The organism is Roseicyclus mahoneyensis, assembly GCF_003148775.1.
Classification (GTDB): domain Bacteria; phylum Pseudomonadota; class Alphaproteobacteria; order Rhodobacterales; family Rhodobacteraceae; genus Roseicyclus; species Roseicyclus mahoneyensis.
The window spans coordinates 206,461-232,837 of record NZ_QGGW01000004.1 but is presented as its reverse complement, the minus strand read 5'-3'; the positions used below and the strand labels follow the sequence as shown (position 1 = coordinate 232,837).

At 66.2% G+C, this 26,377-nt stretch carries 25 protein-coding genes; 10 read left to right on the top strand and 15 right to left on the bottom strand.

Annotation, left to right across the window (positions count from 1 at the left end; all coding sequences use genetic code 11):
• Window positions 1–43: 43 nt before the first annotated feature.
• Genes C7455_RS10330 through C7455_RS10315 form a run of 4 tightly spaced genes read right to left on the bottom strand, consistent with a single transcriptional unit; the run spans window position 44 to window position 3,939 of the window.
• Window positions 44–1,063 carry an ABC transporter substrate-binding protein gene (locus tag C7455_RS10330; RefSeq protein ID WP_109667916.1) on the bottom strand — a complete coding sequence of 340 codons (1,020 nt, stop codon included), beginning with the start codon at window positions 1,061–1,063 and terminating at the stop codon, window positions 44–46.
• A gap of 59 nt (window positions 1,064–1,122) precedes the next feature.
• Window positions 1,123–2,037 (bottom strand): sugar phosphate isomerase/epimerase family protein, encoded by a 915-nt coding sequence (locus C7455_RS10325; RefSeq protein WP_109667915.1) that lies wholly within the window; start codon window positions 2,035–2,037, stop codon window positions 1,123–1,125.
• Window positions 2,034–3,224, bottom strand: a complete 1,191-nt coding sequence (locus C7455_RS10320; RefSeq protein WP_109667913.1) for a Gfo/Idh/MocA family protein — start codon at window positions 3,222–3,224, stop codon at window positions 2,034–2,036. The genes C7455_RS10325 and C7455_RS10320 overlap by 4 nt, the downstream gene beginning before the upstream one ends.
• Window positions 3,217–3,939 (bottom strand): SDR family NAD(P)-dependent oxidoreductase, encoded by a 723-nt coding sequence (locus C7455_RS10315; protein ID WP_109667911.1) that lies wholly within the window; start codon window positions 3,937–3,939, stop codon window positions 3,217–3,219. Before C7455_RS10315 ends, C7455_RS10320 begins: the two co-directional genes overlap by 8 nt.
• A gap of 189 nt (window positions 3,940–4,128) precedes the next feature.
• Between C7455_RS10315 and C7455_RS10310 the strand changes: the two genes are divergently transcribed.
• On the top strand, window positions 4,129–5,163 hold the full coding sequence (locus C7455_RS10310; RefSeq protein WP_109667909.1) for a LacI family DNA-binding transcriptional regulator: 1,035 nt from the start codon (window positions 4,129–4,131) through the stop codon (window positions 5,161–5,163).
• Here C7455_RS10310 and C7455_RS10305 read toward each other — a convergent pair.
• The 3 genes from C7455_RS10305 to C7455_RS10295 are packed head-to-tail and all read right to left on the bottom strand — an operon-like array spanning window position 5,160 to window position 7,350.
• Window positions 5,160–5,918, bottom strand: a complete 759-nt coding sequence (locus C7455_RS10305) for an oxidoreductase (RefSeq protein WP_109667907.1) — start codon at window positions 5,916–5,918, stop codon at window positions 5,160–5,162. The genes C7455_RS10310 and C7455_RS10305 overlap by 4 nt on opposite strands.
• A gap of 2 nt (window positions 5,919–5,920) precedes the next feature.
• Window positions 5,921–6,232, bottom strand: a complete 312-nt coding sequence (locus C7455_RS10300) for a MocE family 2Fe-2S type ferredoxin (protein ID WP_109667905.1) — start codon at window positions 6,230–6,232, stop codon at window positions 5,921–5,923.
• Between the two features lie 11 nt (window positions 6,233–6,243).
• Window positions 6,244–7,350 carry a fatty acid desaturase family protein gene (locus C7455_RS10295; RefSeq protein ID WP_109667903.1) on the bottom strand — a complete coding sequence of 369 codons (1,107 nt, stop codon included), beginning with the start codon at window positions 7,348–7,350 and terminating at the stop codon, window positions 6,244–6,246.
• Window positions 7,351–7,516: 166 nt separating this feature from the next.
• On the opposite strand from C7455_RS10295, the gene C7455_RS10290 reads away from it, so the two are divergent.
• Window positions 7,517–8,506, top strand: coding sequence for a LacI family DNA-binding transcriptional regulator (locus C7455_RS10290; protein ID WP_109667901.1), 990 nt, complete (start codon window positions 7,517–7,519; stop codon window positions 8,504–8,506).
• Here the strand turns inward: C7455_RS10290 and C7455_RS10285 are convergent.
• The 3 genes from C7455_RS10285 to C7455_RS10275 all read right to left on the bottom strand — a co-directional run bounded on the left by C7455_RS10285 (window position 8,503) and on the right by C7455_RS10275 (window position 11,318).
• Window positions 8,503–9,453: a dihydrodipicolinate synthase family protein gene (locus tag C7455_RS10285; protein ID WP_245904289.1), complete on the bottom strand. Its 951-nt coding sequence runs from the start codon at window positions 9,451–9,453 to the stop codon at window positions 8,503–8,505. The two genes, C7455_RS10290 and C7455_RS10285, sit on opposite strands and share 4 nt — an antisense overlap.
• Before the next feature lie 76 nt (window positions 9,454–9,529).
• Window positions 9,530–9,925 carry a VOC family protein gene (locus tag C7455_RS10280; RefSeq protein WP_109667898.1) on the bottom strand — a complete coding sequence of 132 codons (396 nt, stop codon included), beginning with the start codon at window positions 9,923–9,925 and terminating at the stop codon, window positions 9,530–9,532.
• Window positions 9,926–9,950: 25 nt separating this feature from the next.
• Window positions 9,951–11,318, bottom strand: a complete 1,368-nt coding sequence (locus tag C7455_RS10275) for a phosphohexomutase domain-containing protein (protein ID WP_109668184.1) — start codon at window positions 11,316–11,318, stop codon at window positions 9,951–9,953.
• Between the two features lie 127 nt (window positions 11,319–11,445).
• Here C7455_RS10275 and C7455_RS10270 point away from each other — a divergent pair, with 127 nt between their 5' ends.
• The 3 genes from C7455_RS10270 to C7455_RS10260 are packed head-to-tail and all read left to right on the top strand — an operon-like array spanning window position 11,446 to window position 14,449.
• Window positions 11,446–12,132, top strand: coding sequence for a hypothetical protein (locus C7455_RS10270; protein ID WP_109667896.1), 687 nt, complete (start codon window positions 11,446–11,448; stop codon window positions 12,130–12,132).
• Window positions 12,129–13,232, top strand: coding sequence for an AAA family ATPase (locus C7455_RS10265; RefSeq protein ID WP_109667894.1), 1,104 nt, complete (start codon window positions 12,129–12,131; stop codon window positions 13,230–13,232). The genes C7455_RS10270 and C7455_RS10265 overlap by 4 nt, the downstream gene beginning before the upstream one ends.
• Complete coding sequence (locus C7455_RS10260; protein ID WP_109667893.1) at window positions 13,229–14,449, top strand: vWA domain-containing protein; 1,221 nt, start codon at window positions 13,229–13,231, stop codon at window positions 14,447–14,449. Before C7455_RS10265 ends, C7455_RS10260 begins: the two co-directional genes overlap by 4 nt.
• On the opposite strand, the gene betA is transcribed toward C7455_RS10260, so the two are convergent.
• The 4 genes from betA to betI are packed head-to-tail and all read right to left on the bottom strand — an operon-like array spanning window position 14,450 to window position 19,669.
• Window positions 14,450–16,132, bottom strand: coding sequence for a choline dehydrogenase (gene betA / locus C7455_RS10255; protein ID WP_109667891.1), 1,683 nt, complete (start codon window positions 16,130–16,132; stop codon window positions 14,450–14,452).
• Window positions 16,132–17,586 carry a betaine-aldehyde dehydrogenase gene (betB, locus tag C7455_RS10250; RefSeq protein ID WP_109667889.1) on the bottom strand — a complete coding sequence of 485 codons (1,455 nt, stop codon included), beginning with the start codon at window positions 17,584–17,586 and terminating at the stop codon, window positions 16,132–16,134. Before betB ends, betA begins: the two co-directional genes overlap by 1 nt.
• On the bottom strand, window positions 17,583–19,091 hold the full coding sequence (betC, locus tag C7455_RS10245; protein WP_109667887.1) for a choline-sulfatase: 1,509 nt from the start codon (window positions 19,089–19,091) through the stop codon (window positions 17,583–17,585). Before betC ends, betB begins: the two co-directional genes overlap by 4 nt.
• Window positions 19,088–19,669 carry a choline-binding transcriptional repressor BetI gene (gene betI, locus C7455_RS10240; RefSeq protein ID WP_109667885.1) on the bottom strand — a complete coding sequence of 194 codons (582 nt, stop codon included), beginning with the start codon at window positions 19,667–19,669 and terminating at the stop codon, window positions 19,088–19,090. Before betI ends, betC begins: the two co-directional genes overlap by 4 nt.
• A 91-nt stretch (window positions 19,670–19,760) precedes the next feature.
• Here betI and choX point away from each other — a divergent pair, with 91 nt between their 5' ends.
• The 3 genes from choX to choV all read left to right on the top strand — a co-directional run bounded on the left by choX (window position 19,761) and on the right by choV (window position 22,745).
• Complete coding sequence (gene choX / locus C7455_RS10235; protein WP_109667883.1) at window positions 19,761–20,705, top strand: choline ABC transporter substrate-binding protein; 945 nt, start codon at window positions 19,761–19,763, stop codon at window positions 20,703–20,705.
• Between the two features lie 76 nt (window positions 20,706–20,781).
• Window positions 20,782–21,735, top strand: coding sequence for a choline ABC transporter permease subunit (gene choW / locus C7455_RS10230; RefSeq protein WP_109668183.1), 954 nt, complete (start codon window positions 20,782–20,784; stop codon window positions 21,733–21,735).
• Entirely contained in the window at window positions 21,732–22,745 is a 1,014-nt protein-coding gene (gene choV / locus C7455_RS10225; protein WP_109667881.1) for a choline ABC transporter ATP-binding protein, read from the top strand. The genes choW and choV overlap by 4 nt, the downstream gene beginning before the upstream one ends.
• Window positions 22,746–22,751: 6 nt before the next feature.
• Here choV and C7455_RS10220 read toward each other — a convergent pair whose 3' ends face one another.
• Window positions 22,752–23,966, bottom strand: coding sequence for an acyl-CoA dehydrogenase (locus tag C7455_RS10220; protein WP_109667879.1), 1,215 nt, complete (start codon window positions 23,964–23,966; stop codon window positions 22,752–22,754).
• Window positions 23,967–24,074: 108 nt separating this feature from the next.
• On the opposite strand from C7455_RS10220, the gene C7455_RS10215 reads away from it, so the two are divergent.
• Both C7455_RS10215 and C7455_RS10210 read left to right on the top strand, forming a co-directional pair.
• Window positions 24,075–25,310, top strand: a complete 1,236-nt coding sequence (locus C7455_RS10215) for an acyl-CoA dehydrogenase family protein (RefSeq protein WP_109667877.1) — start codon at window positions 24,075–24,077, stop codon at window positions 25,308–25,310.
• Window positions 25,307–26,317: a phosphotransferase family protein gene (locus C7455_RS10210; protein ID WP_109667876.1), complete on the top strand. Its 1,011-nt coding sequence runs from the start codon at window positions 25,307–25,309 to the stop codon at window positions 26,315–26,317. Before C7455_RS10215 ends, C7455_RS10210 begins: the two co-directional genes overlap by 4 nt.
• The last annotated feature ends 60 nt before the right edge of the window (window positions 26,318–26,377 follow it).

Here is a 26,377-nt window from a genome sequence, read left to right as displayed (position 1 = left end):
GGCCCCTGCGGGAGGGGCGGGGCCGGAGCGGTCGCGATAGCCCTTATGCGGGGCCTTCGCAGGCGATGATCTGTTCCAGCGTATAGTCGGTCCAGCCCGGGATCTGGGTGGAGACCGGCCATTCCGGGTCAAGATCGGGGTTCTGCGCGGCGGCGATGGTGGCGCGGCCGTCCTCGGTGGTGTTGTCCCACAGGACCGGGTCGACCAGCACTACGTTGCTGGCCGGAGCATTGCCGTTCAGGATGTCGACGGCCAGCGCGATGCCTGCGCCACCCACCGATCCCGGGTTGGTGACGGCGGCGCCCGCCAGACCTTCGACCGATTGCAGCTGGCCCACGAAGCCCGCGTTGTCGGCGCCCACGATCGGCACCAACGGCGCGCCGCTTTCCACGAAGGCATCCACGATCACGTTGTCGATGCCGCTCGTCCAGACCCCGTCGAAGGGGATGCCGGTGGCCAGGAAGTCGAACATCTGCTGCTTGCCCTGATCTTGCTGCCAGCCGGTGAAGACCTCGTGGACCACGTTGACGTTCGGAAACTCCGCCAGCGCGCGGCGGAAGCCGTTGTGGCGGTCAGTGTCGGCGGAAACACCCGCGATGCCGCGCATGTAGACCACGTCGCCCGCGCCGCCGATCTGCTCGAAGAGCCAGCGCGCGCCGAGATAGGCGTATTCTTCCTGGTTGTTGGACAGGATATAGGCCCCTTCCGCCGTCACGCCCGCGTCAACCGCCACCACGACGATGCCCGCCGCCATGGCAGCCTCGAGCGCAGAATTGAGCGCGTCGGGGTTCGACGGGTTCAGGACGATGGCATCGACGCCCGCCTCGATCAGGTTGTTGAGGTCTTCGAGCTGGCCTGCGCTGTCGGTGTTGCGGTGGGCCACGATCAGGCCGGTGACGTCGGGTTCGACAAGGGCCTGCGCGCGCATCGCGCAGATCATTTCCTCGCGCCAGCCGTTGCCCTGCACGGTGTTGGAGACGCCGATGGTGTAGTCTGCGAAGGCTGCGGGCGCGAAGGCCACGCTCATTGCAAGCGCGGCGGCGCCGGTCAGAATTCTGGTCATTTTCAGTCCTCCCAAGTGGGTTTCAGCACGGGTAAGTTTTCGGGGCCTTTGCGCCCTTCTCATTTGATGAACGGGGACAGCACGTCGCGTGCGAGGCAGAAGCCGCGCTTGATCTTGTCTTCGGTGCCTTCGAACAGGCGGTCTTCGTGCTCGATGATGACGGGCCCGTCATAGCCTGCGCGGTAAAGGCCGGAGAAGAAGTCGCCCCAGTCCACATCGCCAAGCCCGCACAGACGCGGGATCTGCCAGCCCATGCCGACCGACATGATGCCGTTGTCGTAAAGCCCATCGCGGTCGATCATCACGTCCTTGGCGTGGACATGGGCCATGTGGGGGCCAAACTCCTTGATGAAGCGGGTCTGGTCGATCATCTGCCAGATCAGGTGGCTGGGGTCGAAATTCATGCCGACCGCATTGCCCCATTCGTTGAAGATCCGGCGCCAGATCTTGGGCGAATAGGCGATGTTGTGCCCCCCCGGCCATTCGTCTTTGGAAAAGATCATCGGGCAGTTCTCGAAGCAGAGCGTGACGCCGCTGTCCTTCGCGTGGGCCACGATGGGGGCAAAGATGGTCTGCGCGCGGGTCCAGTTGTCGTCGAGGTTGAGGCTGCGGTCGCCGCCGAGAAAGGTGTTGACGACCTTGACCCCCATCGTGCCCGCCGCCGTGATGACCTTTTTCAGATGGCCGATGACCTCGTCGCGGTGGTCGGCGTCGGCGTGCAGCGGGTTGGGGTAATAGCCGAGGCCCGAGATCTCGATGCCGCGTGTCGCAAGCCCGCCGATGATGTCGTCGGCTTGGGTTTTTGTCAGACCGTCGACGTCGATGTGGGTGGTCCCGGCATAGCGGCGCTTTTCGCCGCCCGAGGCAGGCCAGCAGGCAACTTCGAAGGCCGAAAAGCCGTTGGCACCGGCCCAATCGGCGACCTCCATCAAGGGGGTCGTCTCGAAGGGGGCTGTGAGCAGGCCAAGTTTCATGTGCGTCCCTTCCCTGGATTTTCGTCAAGCCGCGCCCAGCGGCCCTCGCGCGCGGAGATCAGGACCGCGTCGCAGAGTTGCATCTCGTAATGGCCATCCTCGAACGTCGCCCATGTGCTGGCGGGCTGGCGTGCGCCGGCGTGAACATCGGCGTAAACCGCGCGGAAAAAGTTGAAGAAACTGTCCGCAAAGCCTTCGACATGGCCGGGCGGCAGGCTGGCGGCAGCGGTGCCTTGGGCGTTCATCAAGGTGAAGTCGCGCATGAGCATCTGGTTGGGAGCGTCGCGGTGGCCGAGGAACAGGTGATCGGGCGTCTCGCTGTCCCATGCGGCGGAGGCCTTGGCGCCTGCGATGTCCCACTGCAGCGAGTTCTTGCGGCCGGTGTTGATCTGGCTCGTGCTCATGACGCCGCGCGCGCCGCCCTCGTAGCGCAGAACGATCATGGCGGCGTCGTCGGTGTCGACGGTGACGGGCTCAGTTGTGCCCGCTGCGCTGGAGAAGGTCTCGACCGGGCCGGTGGGGCGCTGGCGTTCGGGCAGGAAGGTCGCAAGCTCAGCCATCACCGCCTCGGCCTTCAGCCCGGTGATGAAGCTGGTGAGGTCGATCCAGTGGGTGCCGATATCGCCGACGGAGCGCAGCGCGCCGCCCATCTCGGATTGCAGGCGCCAATTCCAGTCGGTCGGCTTGGCCAGCCAATCCTGATGGTAATGGCCGGTGACAAAGCGGATCTCGCCCAGCTCACCCGCCGCGACCATGCCATGCGCCTGCTGGTTCAGCGGGTAGAAGCGGATGTTGTAGCAAACCGCCGCCACCTTGCCCGAGGCGCGGGCGATCTCGACCATCTCGGCTGACTCCGTGCTGGTCATGGCCAGCGGCTTTTCGCAGATCACATGCTTGCCCGCGCCAAGGATCGCCTTGACCTGCGCGTAATGCGCGTGATTGGGCGAGGTGACGTGGACCACATCAACAGACGGATCGGCGAGCAGCTCGTCGAGGTCGGTATAGGCATGGGCGACACCGATCTGCGCCGCCCGCGCCGCGCCGCGTTCCGCCGACGATCCCAGCACGCCGCGCACCTGCACGCCGAGGCGGCGGAGCGCCTGCACATGGACCGTGCCGATGAAGCCGGTGCCGATGACCGCAGCGCCGATGCTTGCGAAATCCGTGGTGCGCCCTGCGTCAGACAACGGAATACCCCCCGTCGACGGGCAGGCAGGCGCCCGTGATGAACCCCGCCGCGTCCGAGGCGAGGAAGAGGGCCGCGCCCGCGATATCGGTGGGCTGTCCCCAGCGGCCTGCGGGTGTGCGCGCCTCGACGCCCGCGACAAAGGCTGGGTCTTGCCGCGCGCGGGCCGATTGCTCGGTCACGATGAAACCCGGTGCAATGGCATTCACGCGGATGCCGTCGCTCGCCCATGCGATGGCGAGGGATTTGGTCAGCTGCTCGACGCCTGCCTTGGACGCGCCATAGGCGGGGTTCCGGGGGCTGCCGAAGCGGGCATACATCGAGGCGATGTTGATGACGGTGCCACCCGCGGCCTTGAGCGCCGGATGCAGCGCCTCGGCGGTGCGCAGCGACCCGGTCAGGTTCACGTCGAGGACATGGGCGAAGAAATCGGGGGCCATTTCCTCGCCTCGGCGGGTGATGGCGGCGCAGTTGACCAGAACGTCGAGGCTGGGGATGGTGGCGGCGAAGGCGCGGACCGCGGCGCTGTCGGTGACGTTCAGCTGCGTGTAGGGGAAATGCGCGTCTTCGGGGGCGGGCGCATCCTCGGCCCCGGTGATGGCGACATGGGCGCCCGCCGCCTCAAAGGCGCGCGCGATGGACGCGCCGATGCCGCCACGGCTGGCCCCGATCACCGCGACGCGCGCGCCGGTGAAGTCGAAACCGGCCCCCGTCATGCGCGGGACCCGGGGCCGATGCGGGCCGGTGTTGCGATCACGTTATCCCCCCATCCTGCGGTTCTGGCCGCATCTGTAATCGTTTACATGACCTTCCAAAGAGCTTTTCGGATCATGAAATCGATTACATACTCCTGTCAGGGACAGATTCGTGTCAAGCGGGGAATCGCGACCGCAAACGAGAAACCGATGAGCAGAAGAACCGCCCAGAAAAGCGCCACGATCCTCGATGTGGCCCGCGCCGCTTGCGTGTCTACGGCAACGGTCAGCCGCGCGCTGTCCGCGCCCGACAAGGTGTCCGAGCGCACGCGGGAGGCTGTGCTGGAGGCGGTCCGGGCCACCGGCTACCGGGTCAATCAGGCAGCGCGCAACCTTCGCATGCAGCGGGCGGGGGCGGTGCTGGTGCTGGTGCCGAACCTTGGGAAACCGTTCTATTCCGGCATTCTGGCCGGTATTTCGGACGGGTTCGCGGGCAGCGATTACGCGGTGCTGATCACCGATACGGAGAACAACCCGCTGCAAGATGGCGCGCTGGCGGGCTATTTCCTCGATGGCCGGATCGACGGTGCGATCTGCCTCGACGGGGCCTTGCCGAGGGGCGCGTTGGCGCAATGTCGGGCCGAGGGGGTGGGCGAGCGGATCGTGTTCTTGTGCGAATGGGTCGAGGGCGAGGATTTCCCCGTGATCGCCGCCGACAATGCCGAAGGCGCGCGGCTTGCCATCCGGCATCTGCATGCGTTGGGCCATCGCAAGATCGCCCATGTGACGGGGCCGGAGGGAAATGTTCTGACCGCCGCGCGGCGCGCGGGGATGCTGGCGGAGCGGGCGCGGCTTGGCCTGCCCGCGCGAGAGGATTGGATCATCCGCGGCGATTTCTCGCTGGAATCGGGGCATGAGGCGGCGCGGCGCATTTTGGCCATGCAAGACCGGCCCACGGCGGTGTTCTGTTCCGCCGACATGGTGGCCTTCGGCCTGATCGCGGGGTTGAAGGCGGGGGGGATGGACGTGCCGTGCGACATCTCGGTCGTGGGGTTCGACGATATCGAGATGTCGGGGTCCTTTGTGCCCGCACTGACCACGATCCGGCAAGACCGGCCGCGGTTGGGGCGGCGCGCGGCCGAGGTGCTTCTGGCGCGGTTGCGGGGCTTGGCCGGGCCGGAGGCGGAGGCGCTGGTGCCGGTGGAACTGGTGGCGCGCGCCTCGACCGGGGCGGTCCACGCCTAGCACGGCGCGCCCGTGACGGCCTGTTCCAGATCGAGCGACATGCCCGTCATCGGCGCCGAGGCCTCGGAGAGGAGCCAGACTGCATGGCGGGCCGCCTCTTCTGCCGTGACGTGACGCCCGAGGGGGAGTTTCGCGCCCTGCGCCGCCAGCCAGCCCGCGCCCTTGCCCAATGTGACCTCGTGCAGATGGCGTTCTGTATCCGTCGCGACCCAGCCCAGGTTGATGCCGTTGACCCGGATGCGGTCGCGCAGATGGGCATGGGCGGCGTTTTTCGTAAGCACCTGAAGGGCGGCCTTGGTCGCGGAATAGACCGTCAGGTCGGGGGCGCCTGCGTGGACGTTCATGGACTGGATGTTGACGATGCTGCCGGGGGCGTTGCGCGCGGTCATGTCGGCGATGACGCCGGCCATCAGGAAGAAGGGCGCGCGGGTGTTGACCGAGAACATGCGGTTCCAGAACGGCACATCGGCATCGGCGAAACTGCCCCGCGCGGTCAGGCCCGCGGCGTTCACCAGCCCGTCGATGCGGCCAAAGCGGGCAAGGGCGGTGGAGATGATCGCAGACGGACCCTCGGGCGTGGCGAGGTCGGCCTGCACGGTCTCGACCGGGCAGGTCCAGTCGCCGGTGAACGGGTCGAGATCGGTCAGCACAAGCGCGGCGGCCCCGCTTTCGGCGGCCTGATGGGCGATGGCCGCACCGATGCCGCGGGCGGCGCCGGTGATGAGGAACACCTTGTCTTTGAGCGTAACCTGCATGGTCAGACCTGCACCTCGACCCGGCCCGCGTTCAGGCGGGCGGGGTAGGTGGCCAGCGCCACGCAGGCGGGCGTGCGGAGCGCCGCGCCGGTCTTGTAGTTGAAACGCCCGTTGTGGCGGGGGCATTCGATGGTGTCGTCCATCACGAGGCCGTCGGCGAGGTGGACATGCTCATGGCTGCAAAGCCCGTCGGTGCAGAAGACCGCGCCGTCCGCGTCGCGGTAGATGGCAAAGGTGCGGCCCGCATGGTCGAAGCGGATCACATCTTCGTTTTCGATCGCGTCTTCGGGGCAGACATCGACCCAATCGGACATGGGTTTTCCTTTCAGGTGGCAGGTCGCTGCGGCACGGCATCGGCGTCGTGCAGGTCTTCGCGGTAGGGGCGCGCGGTCGGCGGCAGGATGCGGCGCAGGTAGTGGCCGGGCTCGCGCTGTTGACGGATGAGGGTGCGAATCATCTCGGCATAGGCGTGGCGGATCGAGGGGTTGGGCGGCGGCAGGTCGTGCTGGATGAGCGCATGCAGACGGGGCAGCGCGTGGTAGGGCACCATCGGGAACATGTGGTGTTCGACGTGGTAATTCATGTTGAGGTAGATCCAGCGGTTGACCGGGTCCATCACAACGGTGCGCGTGTTCAGGCGGTGATCCAGCACATCTTCGGCCAGCCCGCCGTGCTGCAACAGGCCCGTCATCACCATCTGCCAGCAGCCGTAGATGCGGGGGCCGCCGATCAGCAAGACAGGGATGAGCGACCATGACACAAGCGCCCAGACCCATGCGGCGAGGTGTAAGGCGACGAAAGCGCGAGCCCAGCGGGTTGCGCGGGGGATGTCGGCCTCGGGGATGTAGTCGCGCTCTGCCGGACCGAACTGGCCCATCGCGTTGCGGATCAGGATGCCGAAATGGACGAAAGCGTCGGGAATGCCGACAAAGGCCAGCGCCTTGCGCGCGAAATCCACCGGGCGCATGACCGAGATTTCGGGGTCGCGCCCCACGATGATCGTGTCGGTGTGGTGGCGCGCATGGCTCCAGCGCCAGCTGACCGGGTTGCGCATCGCAAGGAAGCTGGCAAAGACATAGACGGCGTCGTTCATCCAGGCTGTCCGGAACGCCGTGCCATGGCCGCATTCGTGCCAGCGCGCGTCGCAGGCCGAGCCGTAAAGGACGCCATAGGCGAGCCAGAAGGGCAGCGCCCACCAGCTTCCCCACAGCGCGATTCCGCCCGCGGCGGTTGCGGCGAGAAGCACGATCCACAGCAAAGTGTCGCGGATGGCAGGCTGGTCGCTGCGCGCCATCAGCGCCTTCATCTCCTTGCGGGGGATGTCGGAGTGATACCACTCGGCCGCGGCCAGTCCGCGCGCAAGGGCGCGGTCGCGCTCCGGCCCTGTCAGGGAATAGTCGCGGGGCACCGAAATGGTCTGGTCCAAGGCCATGTCTGTCGCGCCTCCCGTCGCGGTGCTGCTACCTGTGGGAAGAGGTGCGGGAATGTGGCGGACTGTCAAGAAAGCCGGGTAGGGGGCTGAGGCGTTTTGCGCAAAATGCTTGCCATGGGGCAACCAAAGACATCAAATCACCTCAGAAACCCTCAAAGGCCTGCCGATGCGCCCAACCCTGACCGATATCGCCACGGCGGCCGGCGTCTCGCCCGCCACGGTCGACCGGGTCCTGCACGGGCGGCCGGGGGTGGCGGGGCGAACGCGGGCGCAGGTGCTGCAGGCGGCGCGGCGGCTGGGCTATCTGGCCGATCTGCCCGAGGCGCCTGCGCCGATGGTCTTTCACCTTGTCTTGCCGCAGACGCGCAACGCCTATTTCCGCGAGGTGATCGGCCATGCCCGCGCCTTGACCCCGCCCCATGTGACGCTGGAAGTGCTGCGCGCCCCCGCGCTTGACCCCGCGGCCTTCGCGCGGGTGCTGCGCGACCTTGGGCCAAGCGACGGCATCGCCGTGCTGGCGCTGGGCCATCCGCAGGTGGCCGAGGCGATCCGGGCGCGGGTCGAGGGTGGCACGCCGGTCGTGACGCTGGCCACCGACATCCCGGAGGCGCCGCGGACGGGGTTTGTCGGGCTCGACAACCTGCGGGCCGGTCGTTTGGCGGGCTACACGCTGGCCCGGTTTCTGGGGCCTGCGCCGGAGGGAAAGGTGGCCCTGATCGCGGGGCATCTGGGGTTTCGCGGTCATATGGAGCGCGAGATGGGCTTTCGCGCGGTGCTGGCGCAGGAGTTTGCGGGGCTGAGCCTGCTGGCCTTGCGCGAAACGCGGGAGGACCGGGCGCGGGCAAGGCTTGAAACCCTGTCGCTGCTGGCGGCGCACCCCGATCTGGTCGGCATCTACAACGCGGGTGGCGGCACGGTGGGCATCGGCGCCGCGCTCACCGAGGCCGGACGGACAGGCGTTGTCTTCGTCGCCCATGAGGCGACGGAGGAGAACCGGGCGCTGCTGCTTGACGGCACACTGGACGCGGTCATCGACCAATCCGCGCGCGAGGAGATGCAGGAGGTCTTTGCCCTGCTTATGGCGGCGGCCCGGGGGCAGGGGCGTGACGCGCCCCCGCTCTGCCCGGTGCTGATCACGCGCGAGAACCTGCCTTAGGCAAGTGCTGCCAGCCGGGCGTCCTGCCGGGCGATCAGCGTCTCGACCTCGGCGATGGTGGCGGGGCTGAGGACCGTGCCGGGGCGGCGCACGGTGGCATGCGCGATGGCGCCCCGCTTGGCGAGAATATGCTTGCGGATGGCAAGGCCCAGACCGGGTTGTTGCTCGTAGCGCATCAGCGGCAGGTAGGCGTCGAACAGGTCGCGCGCGCGCGCCTCTTCGCCGGCCTTCATCAGGCGGGCGACATCGGCCATCATCTCGGGGTAGGCGAAGCCCGTCATCGCGCCATCGGCGCCGCGGATCATTTCTTCCAGCAAGAACATGCCGCCATTGCCGCACAGGATCGAGATGCGGCGCGCGCCCTCGGCCTCGTGCTTGCGCAAGGTGCTGATCTTTTCCAGCCCCGGCCAATCCTCATGCTTGAGCATGACGCAGGTCGGGCAGGTGTCCATGATGGTGCGGATCACGCGGGGCGAGATTTGCACATCTGTGATCAGCGGGAAATCCTGCAAGACCCAAGGCACATCGCCCAGAACCTCGGCCACCATCTGGAAATAGCCGATGATCTGGTCATCGGTGCGCAGAGTGGACGGCGGCGCGACCATGACGCCCGCGGCGGCGCGTTCCATCGCCGTGTCGGTCAGCGCCTTGATCGCGGCAAGCCCCGCAGCGGACACGCCCACCACCACCGGCACGCTGGCGCGCGTTGTGACGCGGTCGATGACGATGCTGCTTTCCTTGGCCGACAGCTTGCCCGCCTCGCCCATCATGCCCAGAATCGTCAGTCCTGTGGCGCCCTTGGCCTCGTAGAAATCGACCATCGTGTCGATGCTCTCGAGATCGAGCGCCCCATCGGGCAGGAAAGGGGTCGCCGCGATGGTGAACACGCCTGCGGCGGTTTCGTCGAGCAGCTTGGGGTCAACCATCTGGGCCTCCGGTGTTGTCATGGGCACGGCCTGGGACGGCCGTTCTGGCCGCCACCTCTAGCGCGCCCGCCGGGGCGTGCCAAGGTGGGTGCAGCGATCAGACGCCCGCGCGCGTGGCTTCCTGCATCTCGATCTGATAGCCCTCAGGATCACGGAAGACGAAGGCGCGGATGCCTATGGTGTCGTTGGAAAACATGCGCGACAGTCCAACGACGCCCTGCGCCCCAAGATAGGCATACCACGCGTCCACATCCTCGACCCGGATGCAGAGCTGCACGCATTTTTCGGCCTGCCAGTTGTTCATCCCCTGCGCCTCGTCCACCAGACCGACATGGGCGTTGGGGGCAATTTCCATGATCTTGGCAAGGCTGCCCTGATCGATGGCAAGGCGCAGGCCCATCACGTCGCGGTAGAAGGCGAACGCGGCGTCAAGGTCCTTGTAATAGAGGAACGTGATTGCAAGGACATTCGGGGCGGTAGGGCGGTCGGTCATCGTCTGTCTCCGGGTCAGGGGGCGATCACGCCTCGATCAGCTTGCGCAACTCGGCCAGTTTCTCGGCCACAAGGTCGGGCTTGCCCCGCGCCTCGATGTTGAGGCGCAGCAGCGGCTCGGTGTTCGACGCGCGCAGGTTGAACCGCCACTCGCCGAAGCTGAGCGACAGGCCGTCGGTCTCGTCGCGCGCTTGCGCCTTGGGGGCATAGTCGGCCTCGATGGCGGCGATCACGGCGGCCTGATCGGTGACGCGGAAATTCACCTCGCCCGAGGATGGGTAGGCCGCGCGGCGTTCCGACAAGATGTCCTTGAGGCTCCGGCCCTTGCGGCAGACCAGTTCGATCATCAACAGCATCGGGATCATGCCGCTGTCGCAGGCCATGAAATCGCGGAAATAGTGATGCGCGGACATCTCGCCGCCATAGACGGCGCTGGTGTCGCGCATCACCTGCTTGATGAAGGAATGCCCGCATTTGGACTGGATCGCCTGACCGCCCAGTTCGGCCACGATCTCTTGCGTGGCCCAGATGACGCGGGGGTCATGCACGATCTTCTGGCCCGGCTCCTTGGCCAGAAAGGCTTCGGCCAGCAGGCTCACCACATATTCGCCGGGCACAAACCCGCCCTCATGGTCGAAAAAGAAGCAGCGGTCGAAATCGCCATCCCATGCGACGCCCATCTCGGCGCCTTCGGCGATGACCGCGTTTGCTGTCAGGGGCTGGTTTTCATCCAGCAGCGGGTTGGGGATGCCGGCGGGAAAGCTTCCGTCGGGGTCGTGGTAGACGCGGACGAACTCGATCGGCGCGCCTGCCTTGGACAGCGCGTCGGCGATGGCGTCAAAGGTCGGGCCTGCCGCGCCATGGCCGCCGTTCACCAGCACCTTCATGGGTTTGAGCGCTGCAACATCGACAAAGCCCATCAGCCGCTCGACATAGGCCGTGCGGGTGCGGCTTGCGTCTGTCACATGGCCACCCGCAACCGCCGGGGCGAAATCGCCGCTTTCGGCCAGCGCCTTGATCGCGGCCATCCCGTCGGCGTTGCCGATCGGCGCGGACCCGCGCTTGACCATCTTCATCCCGTTGTAATCCATCGGGTTATGGCTGGCCGTCACGCAGATGCCACCATCGGCGTTCAAATGTGTGGTGGCGAAATAGGTCTCCTCTGTCCCCGACAGGCCCAGATCCAAAACCTCGACGCCCGCCTCGATCAGCCCGCGCGCCACTGCGCCCGCCAGCGCCTCGGACGTCGGGCGCACATCGCGGCCCAGAACCACGCGCTTGGCGCCCATCACCTGCGCAAAGGCGCGGCCGATGCGGTAGGCGATGTCCGCGTTCAACTCGTCGCCCAGACGGCCACGGATGTCATAGGCCTTGAAGCACTTCAGCGGGGGAATGCGTGTCATCACTTTGGGTCCTGTCAGGTCCGTTTCCCCAAAGACCTAGCCTATCGCGCCCGATGGTGAAAGCGCAGGCATTGGCGACCCGCGCAAATGCGCTAGGCTAGGGCCCAAGGGAAAGACCATGTTGATCGTCAGCGACACCACCACTTCCAATCGCGGGGTTTTGGAAACGCGAAGCCTGCCGAGGAAGTTCCTTGGCCGGGTGCAACTGCTGCCGCGCCGCGCAGGTCTGGGGCTGTGGCTGCGTCTGATCGTGGAAATGCAATTGCTGCGCTATCTCTTCGCGCTTCTGCCCTTTGTCATCATGCCGCTTGTCGCGCGCGACACGGCTGCGCCGATCATGCAGGCGCCTTTGGCGATGGTGGTTGTCATCGGTCTGGTCGAGATGAAGGTGCTGCGCCTGTCCAAGGCGGGCCGTGCCCGGGCGGTCGATGCCGACGAGGCCGCGCGCCGGCTCGACACGTTGGCGTTTCGCGCAAAGGGCTGCTTGCGCAAGATCGCGGCGCGGCACGAGGTGACGGAGGGAGAATTGCGGCTGGTGATCGAGCAATCGGAGCTTGCGCGCGTTCCGCCGTTGACGCTTGTCTCCGTCCAGACTGACCAACCCGCGCCTCGCCTTTTCTCGCTGGATGCCGAGGATCGCGCAGCCTTGGTCATGCTTTTCGACAAGGACCTGACCGAGCGCGACCTGCTGGCGGTCAACCATCGCGATGACCTCTATATTCGCGACATCGCGCAGGAGGCGCGGGCTGTCTCTGCCCATGCGCGGCTGGCCGCGGCGCTGGAAAAGCGGGCAGCGACGGCATGAGCGTGAACGCCACAACAGTCTCGGCGGGCGAGGCGCTGCGCGTGCTGGAGGCAGGCTGGGCCGCGCAAGTCTCCGGTGGGCTGACCGCAAGCTGGATGCTGCACGGCCGCCCCGGCGTGGGGAAAACCGAGCTGGTCCAGACGCTTGCGAGGCGGATCGGGGCGGAGCTGTTTGACCTGCGCCTCACGACCATCGAGCCGCAGGACCTGCGCGGACTGCCCTATTTCGACCACGAGGCCGCGAAAACCATCTGGTATCGCCCTGAGGATCTGCCAGACACCGACGCCCCTGCGATCTTGTTTCTTGATGAGTTGACCGCTGCCGCGCCCGCCTTGCAACCGACTGTCTACGGGCTCTTGCAGGAACGCCGCGTGGGCCGGCATCGCCTGCCCGACAGCGTAATGATCGTGGCCGCCGGCAATCGGATCGAGGATGGCGCCATCGCCTATGACATGGGCACCGCCCTGTCGGACCGGCTGATCCACATGATCGTGCAGGCCAACCCCGAGGATTGGCTCAAGAATTATGCCGTGGAGGCAGGCATCCATGCATCTGTCGCGGCCTTCATCCGCACGCGTCCCGACCTGCTCGAAACGACCGAGGACGCCCTGCGCCGGGGTCAGATGATCGCCTGCACGCCGCGCAGCTGGACCCGGGTGAGCCGCATCATGGAAACGGTGCCGGATCGCGCCTTGCGGCAGGTGATGGTCGCGGGCACGGTGGGCGCGGCGGCGGCGGCGGAGTTCGCCCTTCTGGCCGACGAGATTGCCGCGACGGTGCAGATCGACGCGATGATGGATGCGCCGCGCAAGGACCGCGCCGCACTGTATCCGCGCACACTGCATGGGCTGACCGCGCTGGTGTACGGCCTCGTAGGGGCAGCACACCGGGAAAACCTGTCCACAGCCATCGAGATTCTGGCGGATCTTCGCGGGCTTGGCGGGCAAGGCTACGGTGGATTGCCGGTAAGTGAACTGGCGGCCTTCGGTTTCGAGATGCTGATCGGGCGCGCGCTGGAGCGGGGGTGGGAGGAGGCCTTTGCCGACAGCCCCGATTACGCCGCTTATGCCGCCGAGAGGCAGGCGGCGGGCCTGCTGTGAGCCACCACAGCGCCCGCGCCACCCGCGCACTGGCCCATCTGGGCGAGGTCGATCCGGCGCTGGCGGTCTTGGCGCTGTGGTGTCGGCACCGCGATGGCGAGGGCGCCACACGGACCGATGGCGACATGATCAGCTACGGGTCTGGGTTCGACACATTGGGCCTGCCCGAACAGGTGGGACTGGTGGCGCATCACGTGTTGCACGTGGCTTTGCGCCATTCCGACCGGCAGGCGGGGCTGGCCGAGCGGCTGGGCGAAGGGTTCGATGCCTCGCTTTTTGGTTTGGCGGCGGACGGGATCATCAACGAGGTGTTGATCCTCGCCGGTCATGCGGTGCCGCGCCCTTCGGTGACGCTGACCGATCTGCTGGTCGAGGCGGGGATGCCTGCAAAAAGCGCCGTCGAGGCATTGGAAAGCTGGGATGCCGACAGGCTGGCCATGGCCCTGCATGCCGATCCCAAACGGGCCGAAAGACTGCGCGATTGGGGCGCGACCCGGGGATTTGCGGTCGATCTGGGGTTGGGCGAACCCGACAAGACAGGCGAGACGCAAAAGGCCGCCGACTGGCGCAACCAGATCCTGCGTGCGCTTGAGGCAGGGCGCAAAGCGGGCAGCGGCATCGGGAAACTGGGGGCTATTCTCGCTGATCTGGCACCCGCGCAGGTACCTTGGGAGGTGCAGCTGCGCGGGCTGATGGCGCGCGCGCTCACCGAGCGACCGAGGCGGAGCTGGCGGCGGCCCTCGGGGGCTTGGGTCGCGGGCATGGCCGAGGCGGAACGCTCGGGTGGGCCGGTGCCGGTCTATGAGCCCGGGCGCGCGCGGATGGATACGCGGCCGCGGCTGGTGGTGGCCCTTGATACCTCGTCCTCCATCGACGCGCAGATGCTGCGGCTCTTTACGGCGGAGGCGGAGGGCATTGCCCGGCGCACAGGTGCAGAGGTGCATCTGTTCGGGTTCGACGAGGCGGTGTTTGTGGAAAAACGCATTGATCCATTGGGTTGGCAAGGGATGCGCGATCTGCCGCTGCGCACGGGAGGGGGAACAGACTACGTCGATCTGTTCGAGAAGGCGGGGAAAAAGGCACCCTCGATGCTGGTGGTTCTAACCGATCTGGATGCGCCCTTGCCGCCCGCTCCGGGGTTTGCGGTGCTTTGGGCGGTGCCGCGCGCGGTCGCATCTCCGCCCTATGGGCGGTTACTGGTGATCGGCCAAGGTTAGCTATTCGGCCGCGGTGGCGCGGGCCTCGCTTTCGCGCTGGGCGTGGCGCCAGTCAGGGGCGATCCAGGGTTCGAGGTTTTCGGCGGACAGGCTGCGGCCAAGGATGTGATCGGCGGCCTTCTCGCCCACCATGATCGAGGGCGCGTTGAGATTTCCGTTCGGGATCAGAGGGAAGACCGAGCTGTCTGCGAGCCTGAGCCCCTCGACGCCGATCACGCGCGTTTCGGGGTCCACCACGGCCATCGGGTCGTCGCGCCGCCCCATCCGGGCCGTGCCGCAGGGGTGATAGGCGCTTTCGGCATGCTCGCGGATTACGGCGTCGAGCGCGTCGTCGCTTTGCGCGGCACTGCCGGGCTGGATCTCGTGATCGACGTAGTCCGCCATCGGATCGGTTGCGAAGATCTCGCGCGTGAGCCGGATGGCGGCGCGAAACTCTTCCCAGTCAGAGGCCTCAGACATGTAGTTGAAGTTGATGCGCGGGGCATCGGCCGGATTTGCCGAGCGCAGGGTGACGGCCCCGCGACTGTCCGACCGCATCGGCCCGACATGAGCCTGAAACCCGTGGCCCTGCGCGGCGGTCTTGCCGTCGTAGCGCACGGCTATGGGTAGGAAGTGGAACTGGATATCGGGATAATCGATGCCGGCGCGCGAGCGGATGAAGCCGCAGGCCTCGAAATTGTTCGACGCGCCCAGCCCCTTGCGGGTAAAGAGCCATTGCGCACCCACCAGCGCCTTGCCCCAGAGCGACCAGTAGGGCGCAAGGCTGACGGGCTTGGTCGAGGCGTATTGCACGTAAAGCTCAAGGTGATCTTGCAGGTTCGCGCCCACGCCCGGGCGGTCGGCGATCACGGGAATTCCGTGCTCGGCCAGATGCTTGCCGGGTCCAATTCCACTGAGCATGAGAATTTTGGGCGAATTGATCGAACCGGCGGAGAGGATGACCTCGGCCCGCGCGTGGATGATCCGGCCACCTGAAAGCCGGACGCCGGTGGCGCGGCCATTCTCGATCTCGACCTTTTCGACCAGCCCGCGTGCGACGGTGCAGCGCCCCGTGGCGATGGCGGGGCGCAGATAGGCCTTGGCCGCCGACCAGCGTTCGCCCTGCCAGACCGTCATCTCGAAGGCGCCAAAGCCTTCCTGACGCTGGCCGTTGTAATCCTCGGTCGCGCCGTAGCCCGCATTGACGCCCGCCGCGATGAACGCGTCGAAGAGCGGGTTCTTGCGGGGGCCGCGGGTGATGTGCAGCGGACCCTCATGGCCGCGAAAGGCCGGATCGCCCGCGTCGCCATGCCAAGTCTCGGCCCGTTTGAAATAGGGCAGGACATCGGCGTAGCCCCAACCTTCTGCCCCCATCTCGGCCCAGGTGTCGAAATCGCGGGCATGGCCGCGGACATAGATCATGCCATTGATGGAAGAGGAGCCGCCCAGCACCTTGCCGCGCGGGCAGGCCATGACGCGGCCCCCCATGTGAGGCTCGGGTTCGGTCACATATCCCCAGTCATAGCGGCGCATGCCCATCGGGTAGGACAGCGCTGCGGGCATATTGATGAAGGGGCCCCAGTCACTGCCGCCATGCTCGACGACAATGACGGATTTCCCTGCCTTGGCAAGGCGATAGGCGATGGCGCAGCCGGCGGAGCCTGCGCCGACGATGACGTAATCGGCCTGGGTGGTGTCGGACATCAGTAGGCCGCCCCCACGGGTGTCATGCCGACATAGACGGTCTTGAACTGGGAATAGGCCTCGATCGCCGCGCGGGAGTTTTCACGACCGACGCCGGAGCCTTTCACGCCGCCGAAGGGCACCTCCACGGGCGTGAGGTTGTATTGGTTGATCCAGACCGATCCGGCCTCCAGCGCGTGGACGACGCGGTGGCCGCGGGCAAGGTCGCGGGTAAAGACTGCGCCCGACAGGCCAAGGTCGGTGGCATTGGCGCGGGTGATCACCTCGTCCTCGCTGTCGAAGTCGAGGACGGACATGACGGGGCCGAAGATCTCCTCGCGCGCGATGGTCATGTCGTCGGTGACATCGGAAAAGACGGTGGGCTGGATGAAGGCGCCGGGGCGGTCCAGACGGGCACCGCCGTAGGCCAGCGTTGCCCCCTCGGCCTTCCCTTTTTCGATGTAGGAACAGGTGATTGAGAGCTGTTCTTCACTGACCATCGGGCCGAAAGTCGTGGCCTCGTCGCGCGGGTCGCCGATGACGGCCTTGGCCAACCGCGCGGTCAGGCGGTCAAGGAAGGCTGACTTGATCCCTTTTTGCACAAAGACCCGCGTGCCGTTGGAGCAGACCTGCCCGGTGGCGAAGAAATTGGCGTTGATGGCGGCGGAGACCGCCGACTCCAGATCGGCGTCGTCGAAGATGATTAGGGGCGATTTGCCACCCAGTTCCATCGTGACATGCTTCATCTGTGACGCGGCGCTGGCGTAGACCTTCTTGCCGGTTTCCGCCGAGCCGGTGAGCGAGACCTTGGCCACGCGCGCATCCTCGACCAAAGCGCGGCCCACGGTGCCCGCGCCCTGGATCACGTTGATGACGCCCGGGGGGGCGCCGGCCTCGGTCAGGATCGCGGCGAGTTTCAGCGCGCAAAGCGGCGTCTGTTCGGAGGGTTTGAACACCATCGTGTTGCCGCAGATGAGGGCCGGTGCGGTCTTCCACGCCGCGACCTGCGTGGGGTAGTTCCACGCGCCAAGGCCGACGCAAACCCCCAGCGGGATGCGCATCGTATAGGCCCAGTCGGCGCCCAGCGGGATATGTTCGCCCGTCAGCGTGCCCGCCAGACCGCCGAAATATTCCAGCGCGTCGGCCGCCGAGGTTGCATCGGCGACCAGCGTTTCCGAGATGGGCTTGCCGGTGTCGAGCGTTTCCAGTTCCGACAATTCGCGATTGCGGACGCGGATGATGTCGGCGGCGCGGCGCAGGATGCGGCCGCGTTCGACCGGCATCAGCGCGGCCCAGGGACCTTGGGCGGCATGGGCGGCGGCAAGGGCCGCCTCGATCACGGCGGGGGTCGCCTCGTGGACCTGCGCGATGGTCTCGCCGGTGCCGGGGAAGATCACGGGCATGGGGGTGCCCGACGTATCCTCGATATAGGCGCCGTTCACGAAATGGCTGGCGGTCGGTTGGGCTTGCATCATTCCCCCCTTGGATAGCGTTGATTTTCCTCAAGAACGTTGAGGTCCATGTGGTTGCGCATGAAGCGTTCGGAGGCGGCGCGCAGCGGTTGGAAATCCCATGGGAAATAGGCGCCGTTGCGCAACGCCTCGTAGACGACCCAGCGCCGCGCCTGGCTTTCGCGGACGGCGGCGTCGAAACCCTCGAGGTCCCAGCGTTCGGCGGCCATCACGCGGAAGCGTTCCAACGTTGCGGCATGGGCGGGGTCATCAGCGAGGTTCACCCGTTCCTGCGGGTCGGCGTCGAGGTCGAAAAGCTGCTCGGGGTCGGCGGCGCAATTGGTGTATTTCCAGCGGTCTTGGCGCAGGGCGACCAAGGGCGTGATCGAGGCCTCGGCGGCATATTCCATCGCCACGGGGCTCTCGCGGCGGCGGCCACGAGCCAGCGGCACAAGGCTTTCGCCATCGGTCCAAGGCATCACCTCGGCCATCGACACGCCCGCGAGGTCGCAAAGCGTGGGACAGAGGTCGATGGTAGACACCGGATCGGTCACGACGCCCGGCGCAAGCCCCGGGGCCGCGATCATCAGGGGGACGCGGGCGGACCCCTCGTAGAAGTTCATCTTGAACCACAGCCCACGCTCACCGAGCATGTCGCCGTGATCGGAGACGAAGACCACGATCGCCTCTTGCCGCGTGCGGTCGAGCACGTCGAGAAGCCCGCCGATCTTGTCGTCGAGATAGGAGATATTGGCGAAATAGGCGCGGCGGGAGCGGGCAATGTCACCCTCGGTGATGTCGAAACTGCGCCAGTCATTGGCATCGAAGATGCGCCGGGCATGGGGGTCGTGATCTTCGTAGGGCAGGGCGGGCACGTCGGGCTGAAGGTGCCCGCAGTCCTCGTAAAGGTCCCAGTATTTGCGCCGCGCGACGTAAGGGTCGTGCGGATGGGTGAAGCTGACGGTCAGGCACCAGGGCCGGTCGTCCTTGGCCCGCGCGAGGTCATAGAGCTTTTGCTCGGCCATGAAGGCCACCTCGTCGTCGTATTCCATCTGGTTGGTGATCTCGGCCACGCCTGCGCCGGTGACGGACCCCATGTTGTGATACCACCAGTCGATCCGCTGCCCCGGTTTGCGGTAATCGGGCGTCCAGCCGAAATCGGCGGGGTAGATATCGGTCGTCAGGCGTTGCTCGAACCCATGCAATTGATCGGGCCCGACGAAATGCATCTTGCCCGACAGGCAGGTGTGATAGCCCGCCCGGCGCAGGTGATGGGCATAGGTCGGGATGGAGGAGGCGAATTCGGCCGCATTGTCATAGACGCCCGTGCGCGATGGCAGTTGGCCGGACATGAAGCTGGCGCGGGCAGGCGCGCAAAGCGGGCTTGCCGTGTAGCTGTTGGTAAAGCGCATCGACCGCGCGGCCAGTGCCTTGAGGTGCGGCGCATGCAGCCAATCCGCCGGTCCGTCGGGGAAGAGCGTGCCGGTCAGCTGATCGACCATGACGATGAGGATGTTGGGCTGGGTCACGATCGGTCTCCGATGGCGAGGGCAAGGTAGCGCTCGACCGTGGCGATGGCCGTTGCGGCGTCGGGCGGGCCTGCGGAGGCAAGCGCGTGGCGGATGTAGAGCCCGTCGATCAGAGCTGCGGCAGTCCGTGCGGCCGTGGTGGGGTCGGCGGCCAGCGGGCGCAGCGCATGGGTCAGGTTCGACACGAGGCGGCGCTGGTAGACGGCAAGAAGGCGCGCGGCCTGCGGCTGGGTCTGGGCGAGAACGTAGAAGTTGAGCCAAGCGGCCACCACTTCGGGGCGGAAGTTCTGGCCGCCGAAACTGGCCCGCACGATGGCCGACAGTCGGGCCTGCGGTGTACTGGCCCGCGCCAGTTCGCGCCGCGCCTCCGCCCCGAACTCGGACAGAATCGCCCGCATGGCGGCAAGGAACAGCTCGTCCTTGGAGCCGAAATAGTGATGTGCCAGCGCGCTGGACACGCCGGCGGCCTTGGCGATCTGGCTTACGGTCACGTCAAGAGAGCCCTTGCGCCCGATCTGCTCGATCGTGGCGTTGACAAGCGCGTCCATACGCAGTGCCATCATCCCCACGCGCGGCATCGGGTCTCCTTGATTGGTTGCATCGCCGCAAGAAACAGGTTTTTAATTGACTGGTCAATCAACAAAAAGACCAGAACAGGGAGGTACGACCATGATCCGACTGACTCGAGGCGCTGCAACTGCGCTTGCACTGACGCTGGCCGCCGGGGGCGCGACGGCGCAGGATGCCTGCGACACGGTGCGGTTCTCCGATGTGGGTTGGACCGACATCACCGCGACCACGGCGGCCACGACCGTTGTACTGGAGGCGCTGGGATACGACACGGCGATCCGCGTTCTTTCGGTGCCTGTCACTTATACCTCGCTGGCAAATGGCGACATCGACATCTTCCTTGGCAACTGGATGCCGACGATGGAGGCCGATATCGCGCCCTATCGCGACGCGGGCACCGTCGACACGGTGCGCGCGAACCTTGAAGGGGCGAAATACACGCTCGCCACCAACGCGCATGGCGCGGCTATGGGGCTCACGGATTTCAGCGACATCGCGGGCGCGGGCGACGATCTCGCGCGCCGGATCTATGGGATCGAGCCGGGCAATGACGGCAACCGCCTGATCCTCGACATGATTGCGGCGGACGCCTTTGGCCTTGATGCGGCGGATTTCGATATCGTCGAAAGCTCGGAACAGGGCATGTTGGCGCAGGTGGCCCGCGCGGTGGACCGGGGCGAGCCGATCGTGTTCCTGGCGTGGGAGCCGCATCCGATGAACGCCAATTTCGATCTGACCTACCTGACGGGCGGCGATGACTGGTTCGGGCCCGATCTGGGTGGCGCCACGGTCTACACCAACACCCGCGCGGGTTATGTCGAGGCCTGCCCCAATGTCGGACAGCTGCTCACCAATCTCGAGTTCACGCTGGCGATGGAGAACGAGATCATGGGTGCGATCCTGAACGACGGCGCCGATCCTGATGCGGCTGCAACGGCATGGATGACGGCCAACCCCGAGACCGTGATGGCTTGGCTGGATGGCGTGACCACCATAGACGGGGGCGATGCGAAGGCTGCGGTGTCGGCGGCGCTAGGGCTTTGAGTTCTTGACACGCGCCCGACCGGGCGGCGCAGGTCCCGTGCCCGCGCCGCCCGTGTGACGACTGGAAGGGTCCATGATGCTCAACTGGCTGACCACCTGCCGCGATGGCCTGCCCGAGGGGCTTGGCCCGCTGGAGGTGCTGACCACCTGCAAGATCCGCGTCAGCGACGCGGCCTCGAACGGGTTTGGCTGGTTGCAGCGCAATTTTTCGGGGTTCTTCGATGCGCTGGCCGATGCGCTGAACGTGATGATCGGCGCGATCCTTGCGCTGCTGCAGCAGCCGCCCAATACCGGCTGGATCTACGACCTGCGCCGGTCAGAGATCGAGTATCTCTATCCGCCGGGCTGGCATCCCTTCTTGATGACACTGATCTTCGTCGCGCTGGCCTGGTGGGTGCACCGGGGCTGGCGGATACCGGCGCTGGTGGCGGCGGGCCTCATGTTCATTATCAACCAAGGCTATTGGGAGGAGACCACCGAGAGCCTGACTCTGGTGCTGTCGGCCTGCGTGGTCTGCATGGGGCTGGGGGTGCCCATCGGCATCGCGGCGGCGCACCGGCCGAGGCTATACGCGGCGATGCGGCCGGTTCTGGACCTGATGCAGACGCTGCCGACCTTTGTCTACCTGATCCCGGCCATCGTGTTCTTCGGCATCGGCATGGTGCCGGGGCTGATCGCGACGGTGATCTTCGTGCTGCCCGCGCCGATCCGGCTGACGCATCTTGGGATTTCCTCGACGCCCATGGCGCTGATCGAGGCGGCGGATGCCTTTGGGGCGACGCCCCGGCAAAAGCTGTGGAAGGTCGAACTGCCCTATGCGACGCCGCAGATCATGGCGGGGCTGAACCAGACCATCATGCTGTCGCTGTCGATGGTGGTGATCGCGGCGCTGGTCGGTGCCGACGGTCTGGGCGTGCCGGTGGTGCGCGCGCTCAATCAGGTCAACACCGGGTTGGGGTTCGAGGCGGGGTTGATCATCGTGGTCGTGGCCATTGTATTGGACCGCCTGTTGCGGGTGAGCCGCCGATGACCGCCGCAGTGACGTTCCACCAAGTCTGCATCATGTTCGGGGATGATCCCGAACCCGCGCTGGCGCGGGCTGACGATGGCGCGAGCCGGGCCGAGATTCAGGGCGCCACGGGGCAGGTTCTGGGGGTCCACAATTGTTCGCTCGAGGTCGAGGAGGGGGAAATCCTTGTCCTCATGGGTCTGTCGGGGTCGGGCAAATCCACGCTCCTGCGTGCGGTCAATGCGCTGAACCCGGTGGTGCGCGGCCATGTGGAGGTGCGCGTGGGCGAGGTGATGGTGAATGTCACCGAGGCGCGCGGCGCGGCCCTGCGGCGGTTGCGGCAGACGGCAGTGACCATGGTGTTCCAGCAATTCGGTCTGCTGCCCTGGCGGAGCGTGCGCGACAATGTGGGTTTCGGGCTGGAACTGGCCGGTGTTGCGCCGGAGGAGCGGCAGGCCCGCGTCGCGCGCCAACTGGCGCTGGTCGGACTGTCGGATCGCGCCGGCGCGCTGGTGGGCGAATTGTCGGGCGGCATGCAGCAACGCGTGGGGCTGGCGCGCGCCTTTGCCACCGAGGCGCCGATCTTGCTGATGGACGAGCCGTTTTCCGCGCTCGACCCGCTGATCCGGTCGAAATTGCAAGACGAGCTGCTGGACCTGCAGCGCGACCTGAAGCGGACCATCATCTTCGTCAGCCATGACCTCGACGAGGCCTTCAAGATCGGCAACCGCATCGCCATCATGGAGGGCGGGCGGATCGTGCAATGCGGGACGCCGCGCGAGATATTCTCCAGCCCCGCGAACGGTTATGTGGCGGAATTTGTGGCCAACATGAACCCCTTGGGTGTCTTGACCGCGCGCGACGTGATGCAGCCCATGCCCTGCACCGGCGCGCGGATCGCGGCCGATCTGTCGGTGCGCGAGATCCTCAAACGCTTCGCCGAAAGCCCTGCGGCTTTGGCCGTGGATGACGCGGGCGAAGTGATCGGCACGGTCACGCCCGAAAGCGTGACCGCGCGGCTGGGAATGTGAGCCGCCTCAGAAAAACGCCTGCAAACCGGTCTGCGCGCGGCCCAAGATCAGGGCGTGCACGTCATGCGTGCCCTCGTAGGTGTTCACCGTCTCGAGGTTCTGGGCATGGCGCATGACGTGGTATTCCGCCATGATCCCATTGCCGCCGTGCATGTCGCGGGCCGCCCGCGCGATATCGAGCGCCTTGCCGCAATTGTTGCGCTTGATGAGGGAAATGACCTCGGGCGCGCAACTGCCCTCGTCCATCATCCGGCCCGCGCGCAAGGCGGCTTGCAGCCCAAGCGCGATCTCGGTCTGCATGTCGGCCAGCTTCTTCTGGAACAGCTGCGTCTGCGCCAAGGGCCGCCCGAACTGCACCCGGTCAAGGCCATACTGCCGCGCGCGGTGCCACGCATCCTCGGCCGCGCCCATAACGCCCCATGCGATGCCGTAGCGCGCGCGGTTGAGACAACCGAACGGCCCCTTGAGCCCCTCGACGCCCGGCAGCAGCGCATCCTCGCCCACGGCCACGTCCTTCATCACGATTTCGCCGGTTACGCTGGCGCGCAGGGACAGTTTCCCGCCGATCTTTGGCGCCGAAAGGCCCGGCATGCCCTTGTCCAGCACGAAGCCGCGGATCTTGCCGCCATGCGCCTCGGATTTCGCCCAGACGACAAAGACATCGGCGATCGGGCTGTTGGAAATCCACATCTTGGCGCCGTTCAGCACATAGCCATCGGCGGTTTTCTTGGCCACCGTCTTCATCCCCGCGGGGTCGGACCCGGCGTCGGGTTCGGTCAGGCCGAAACAACCGATGAGCGTTCCGGCGGCCAGTCCTGGCAGGTATTTCGCTTTCTGCGCCTCTGACCCGTAGGCGTGGATCGGATACATCACGAGGCTCGATTGAACCGACATCATCGAGCGGTAGCCGCTGTCGACGCGCTCGACCTCACGCGCGACAAGGCCATAGGTGACATAGCCCGCGCCAAGCCCGCCGTATTCCTCGGGGATGGTCACGCCCAGAAGGCCCATCGCGCCCATCTCGGCAAAGATCTCGGGGGCGACGCGTTCGTTCAGATAGGCGTCGGTGACGCGCGGCATCAGTTTGTCCTGCGCATAGGCCCGCGCGCTGTTGGCGACCATCCGTTCCTCTTCCGACAACTGCTCGGCGAGGTGGAAGGGATCGGCCCAGTCGAAAGGGGCAAGCGAGGGTCCGGTGTGGCGGCTTTGTCCGTCGGGCATGGCGGGTCTCCTGATGGGGTGGCTTGATTCATAGCATTTGCACCGGTTGTGCAACCCCGCGTCGCCCGGTAGCGTCGATCTCGCGCATCTGGCAGGGGGAGGGTCGCGATGGATCTTGGGCTGAGCGATCATGTGCGGCCGCTGGTCGAGGCCGTGCGCCGCATGGTGCGCGAGGAGATCGCGCCGCTCGACGCCGAGTTTCATGGCGAGGTGGGGCGTCATCCGTCGGGCGACCGCTTCGCGCTGACAGCCCGCCAGATCGAGATCCTGTCGGACCTCAAGGGCAGGGCGCAGGCGCGCGGGTTCTGGAATTTCTGGCTGACGGACAGCGACAAGGGCCATGGCCTGTCGACGGTCGACTATGCCTATCTGGCCGAGGAAATGGGCGCGGTCAGCCTTGCCCCTGAGATCTTCAATTGCAACGCGCCCGACACCGGCAACATGGAGGTGCTGGAACGCTACGGCACCGCGCCGCAAAAGGCGCGCTGGCTGCCCGGCCTGATGGCGGGCGAGAGGCGGTCGGCCTACCTGATGACCGAACCCGGTGTTGCCTCATCGGATGCCACCCAAATTTCGCTCAAATGCGAACGGCAAGGTGAAGACTACGTTCTAAACGGCGAGAAATACTGGGCGACGGGTGCGGGCGATCCGCGCTGTACGCTCTTCATCGTGATGGCCTGCACCGAGCCTGACGCGCCGAAACACGCCCGCCACACCATGCTTCTGGTGCCCGCAGACAGCGCGGGCATCGAAAAGATCCGCCCCATGCAGGTCTTTGGCCATGACGACGCGCCGCATGGACACATGCACATCCGCTTTACCGATGTGCGCGTGCGCCAAGACGCCGTGGTGCTGGGCGAGGGGCGCGGGTTCGAGGTGGCGCAGGGGCGGCTGGGCCCGGGGCGCATCCACCATTGCATGCGCGCCATCGGGCGGGCGGAATATGCCCTTGAACTGATGTGCAAAAGGGCGCTTGCGCGCGAGGCCTTCGGCAAGCCGCTGGCAGAACTGGGCGCGAATTACGACATCATCGCCAATGCACGGATCGAGATCGAGATGACGCGGCTTTTGTGTCTCAAGGCCGCGTGGATGATGGATCATGCAGGCGTGCGCGCGGCTCAGCCGTGGATTTCCAAGATCAAGGTTCAGGCCCCCTTGATGGCGCTCAAGGTCGTGGACGAGGCGATGCAGATCCATGGCGCGACCGGCCTCAGTCAGGATACGCCGCTGGCGGCGATCTACACCGATTTGCGCACGCTCAGGCTGGCCGATGGCCCGGATGCCGTTCACCGGCGGCAGGTCGCGCGGGCCGAGTTGCGCAAGTATTCGAACCTCGGGCGATGAGCCTTGATCTGGAGGCCGTGGCGCGCTGGATGGCGGGGCAGGGGATCGACATCCAAGTCCCTCTGTCGGCCGAGAAATTCAGTGGGGGCCAGTCGAACCCCACCTATCTTCTAAAGTCCGCGCACAAGGCTTGGGTGTTGCGGCGCAAGCCCGCCGGGGCGCTGCTGAAATCCGCCCATGCCGTCGAGCGGGAATTTCGCGTCCAGTGCGCGCTGGCCGGATCGGATGTTCCCGTGGCCCCGATGATTGCGTTGTGCGAGGATGCGGGCGTGATCGGATCGGCCTTCTACCTGATGGATCACGTTTCGGGGCGCTGTTTCGACGATCCCCGCCTGCTCGACGTTCTGATGGGCGAAAGAGCAAGCTACATCAACGAGATGGGGCGCGTTCTTGCGGCAATCCATAAAATTGATCTGACCGCCACAGGCCTGTCGGACTACGGCCCGCGCGGCAATTATTACCGCCGCCAGATCGACCGCTGGTCGCAGCAATATCGCGCGTCCGAAACCGGGGTGATCCTTGCGATGGATGGGCTGATGGCCGCGCTCGATGTCGCCTGTCCGCAAGATGACGGGCGCGCCACGCTGGTCCATGGCGATTACCGGATCGACAACCTGCTCTTTGCGCCCGACGCGCCACGCATCGCGGCGGTTCTGGATTGGGAGCTCAGCACCATCGGCCATCCCTTCGCCGATCTGGCCGCCGTGATCATGCAATGGCAGATGCCGCCGGGCGATCAGGGGCGGGGGTTGCGCGGCGTCGGCCGGGCCGCCTTGGGCCTGCCATCGGATGAGGTGGTCGTGGCCGCCTATTGCGACCGCATGGGGTTGGCGCGGATCGACAATTTCGGTTTCTACGTCGGTTTTTGCTTCTTTCGCATGGCCGCGATCTTGCAGGGCGTGAAGAAGCGCGCGCTTGACGGCACGGCCTCCGACCCCGAGCGGGGGCTGAGGCTGGGCGCGCTGGTGCCCGATTATGCCGCGGCCGGGTTGGAGGCTTTGGGCTGAACGATTGCTCAACAATTAGGCGGAAAGCGTGAAGTCTGTGCGGTTGTGTCCCGCACCCTG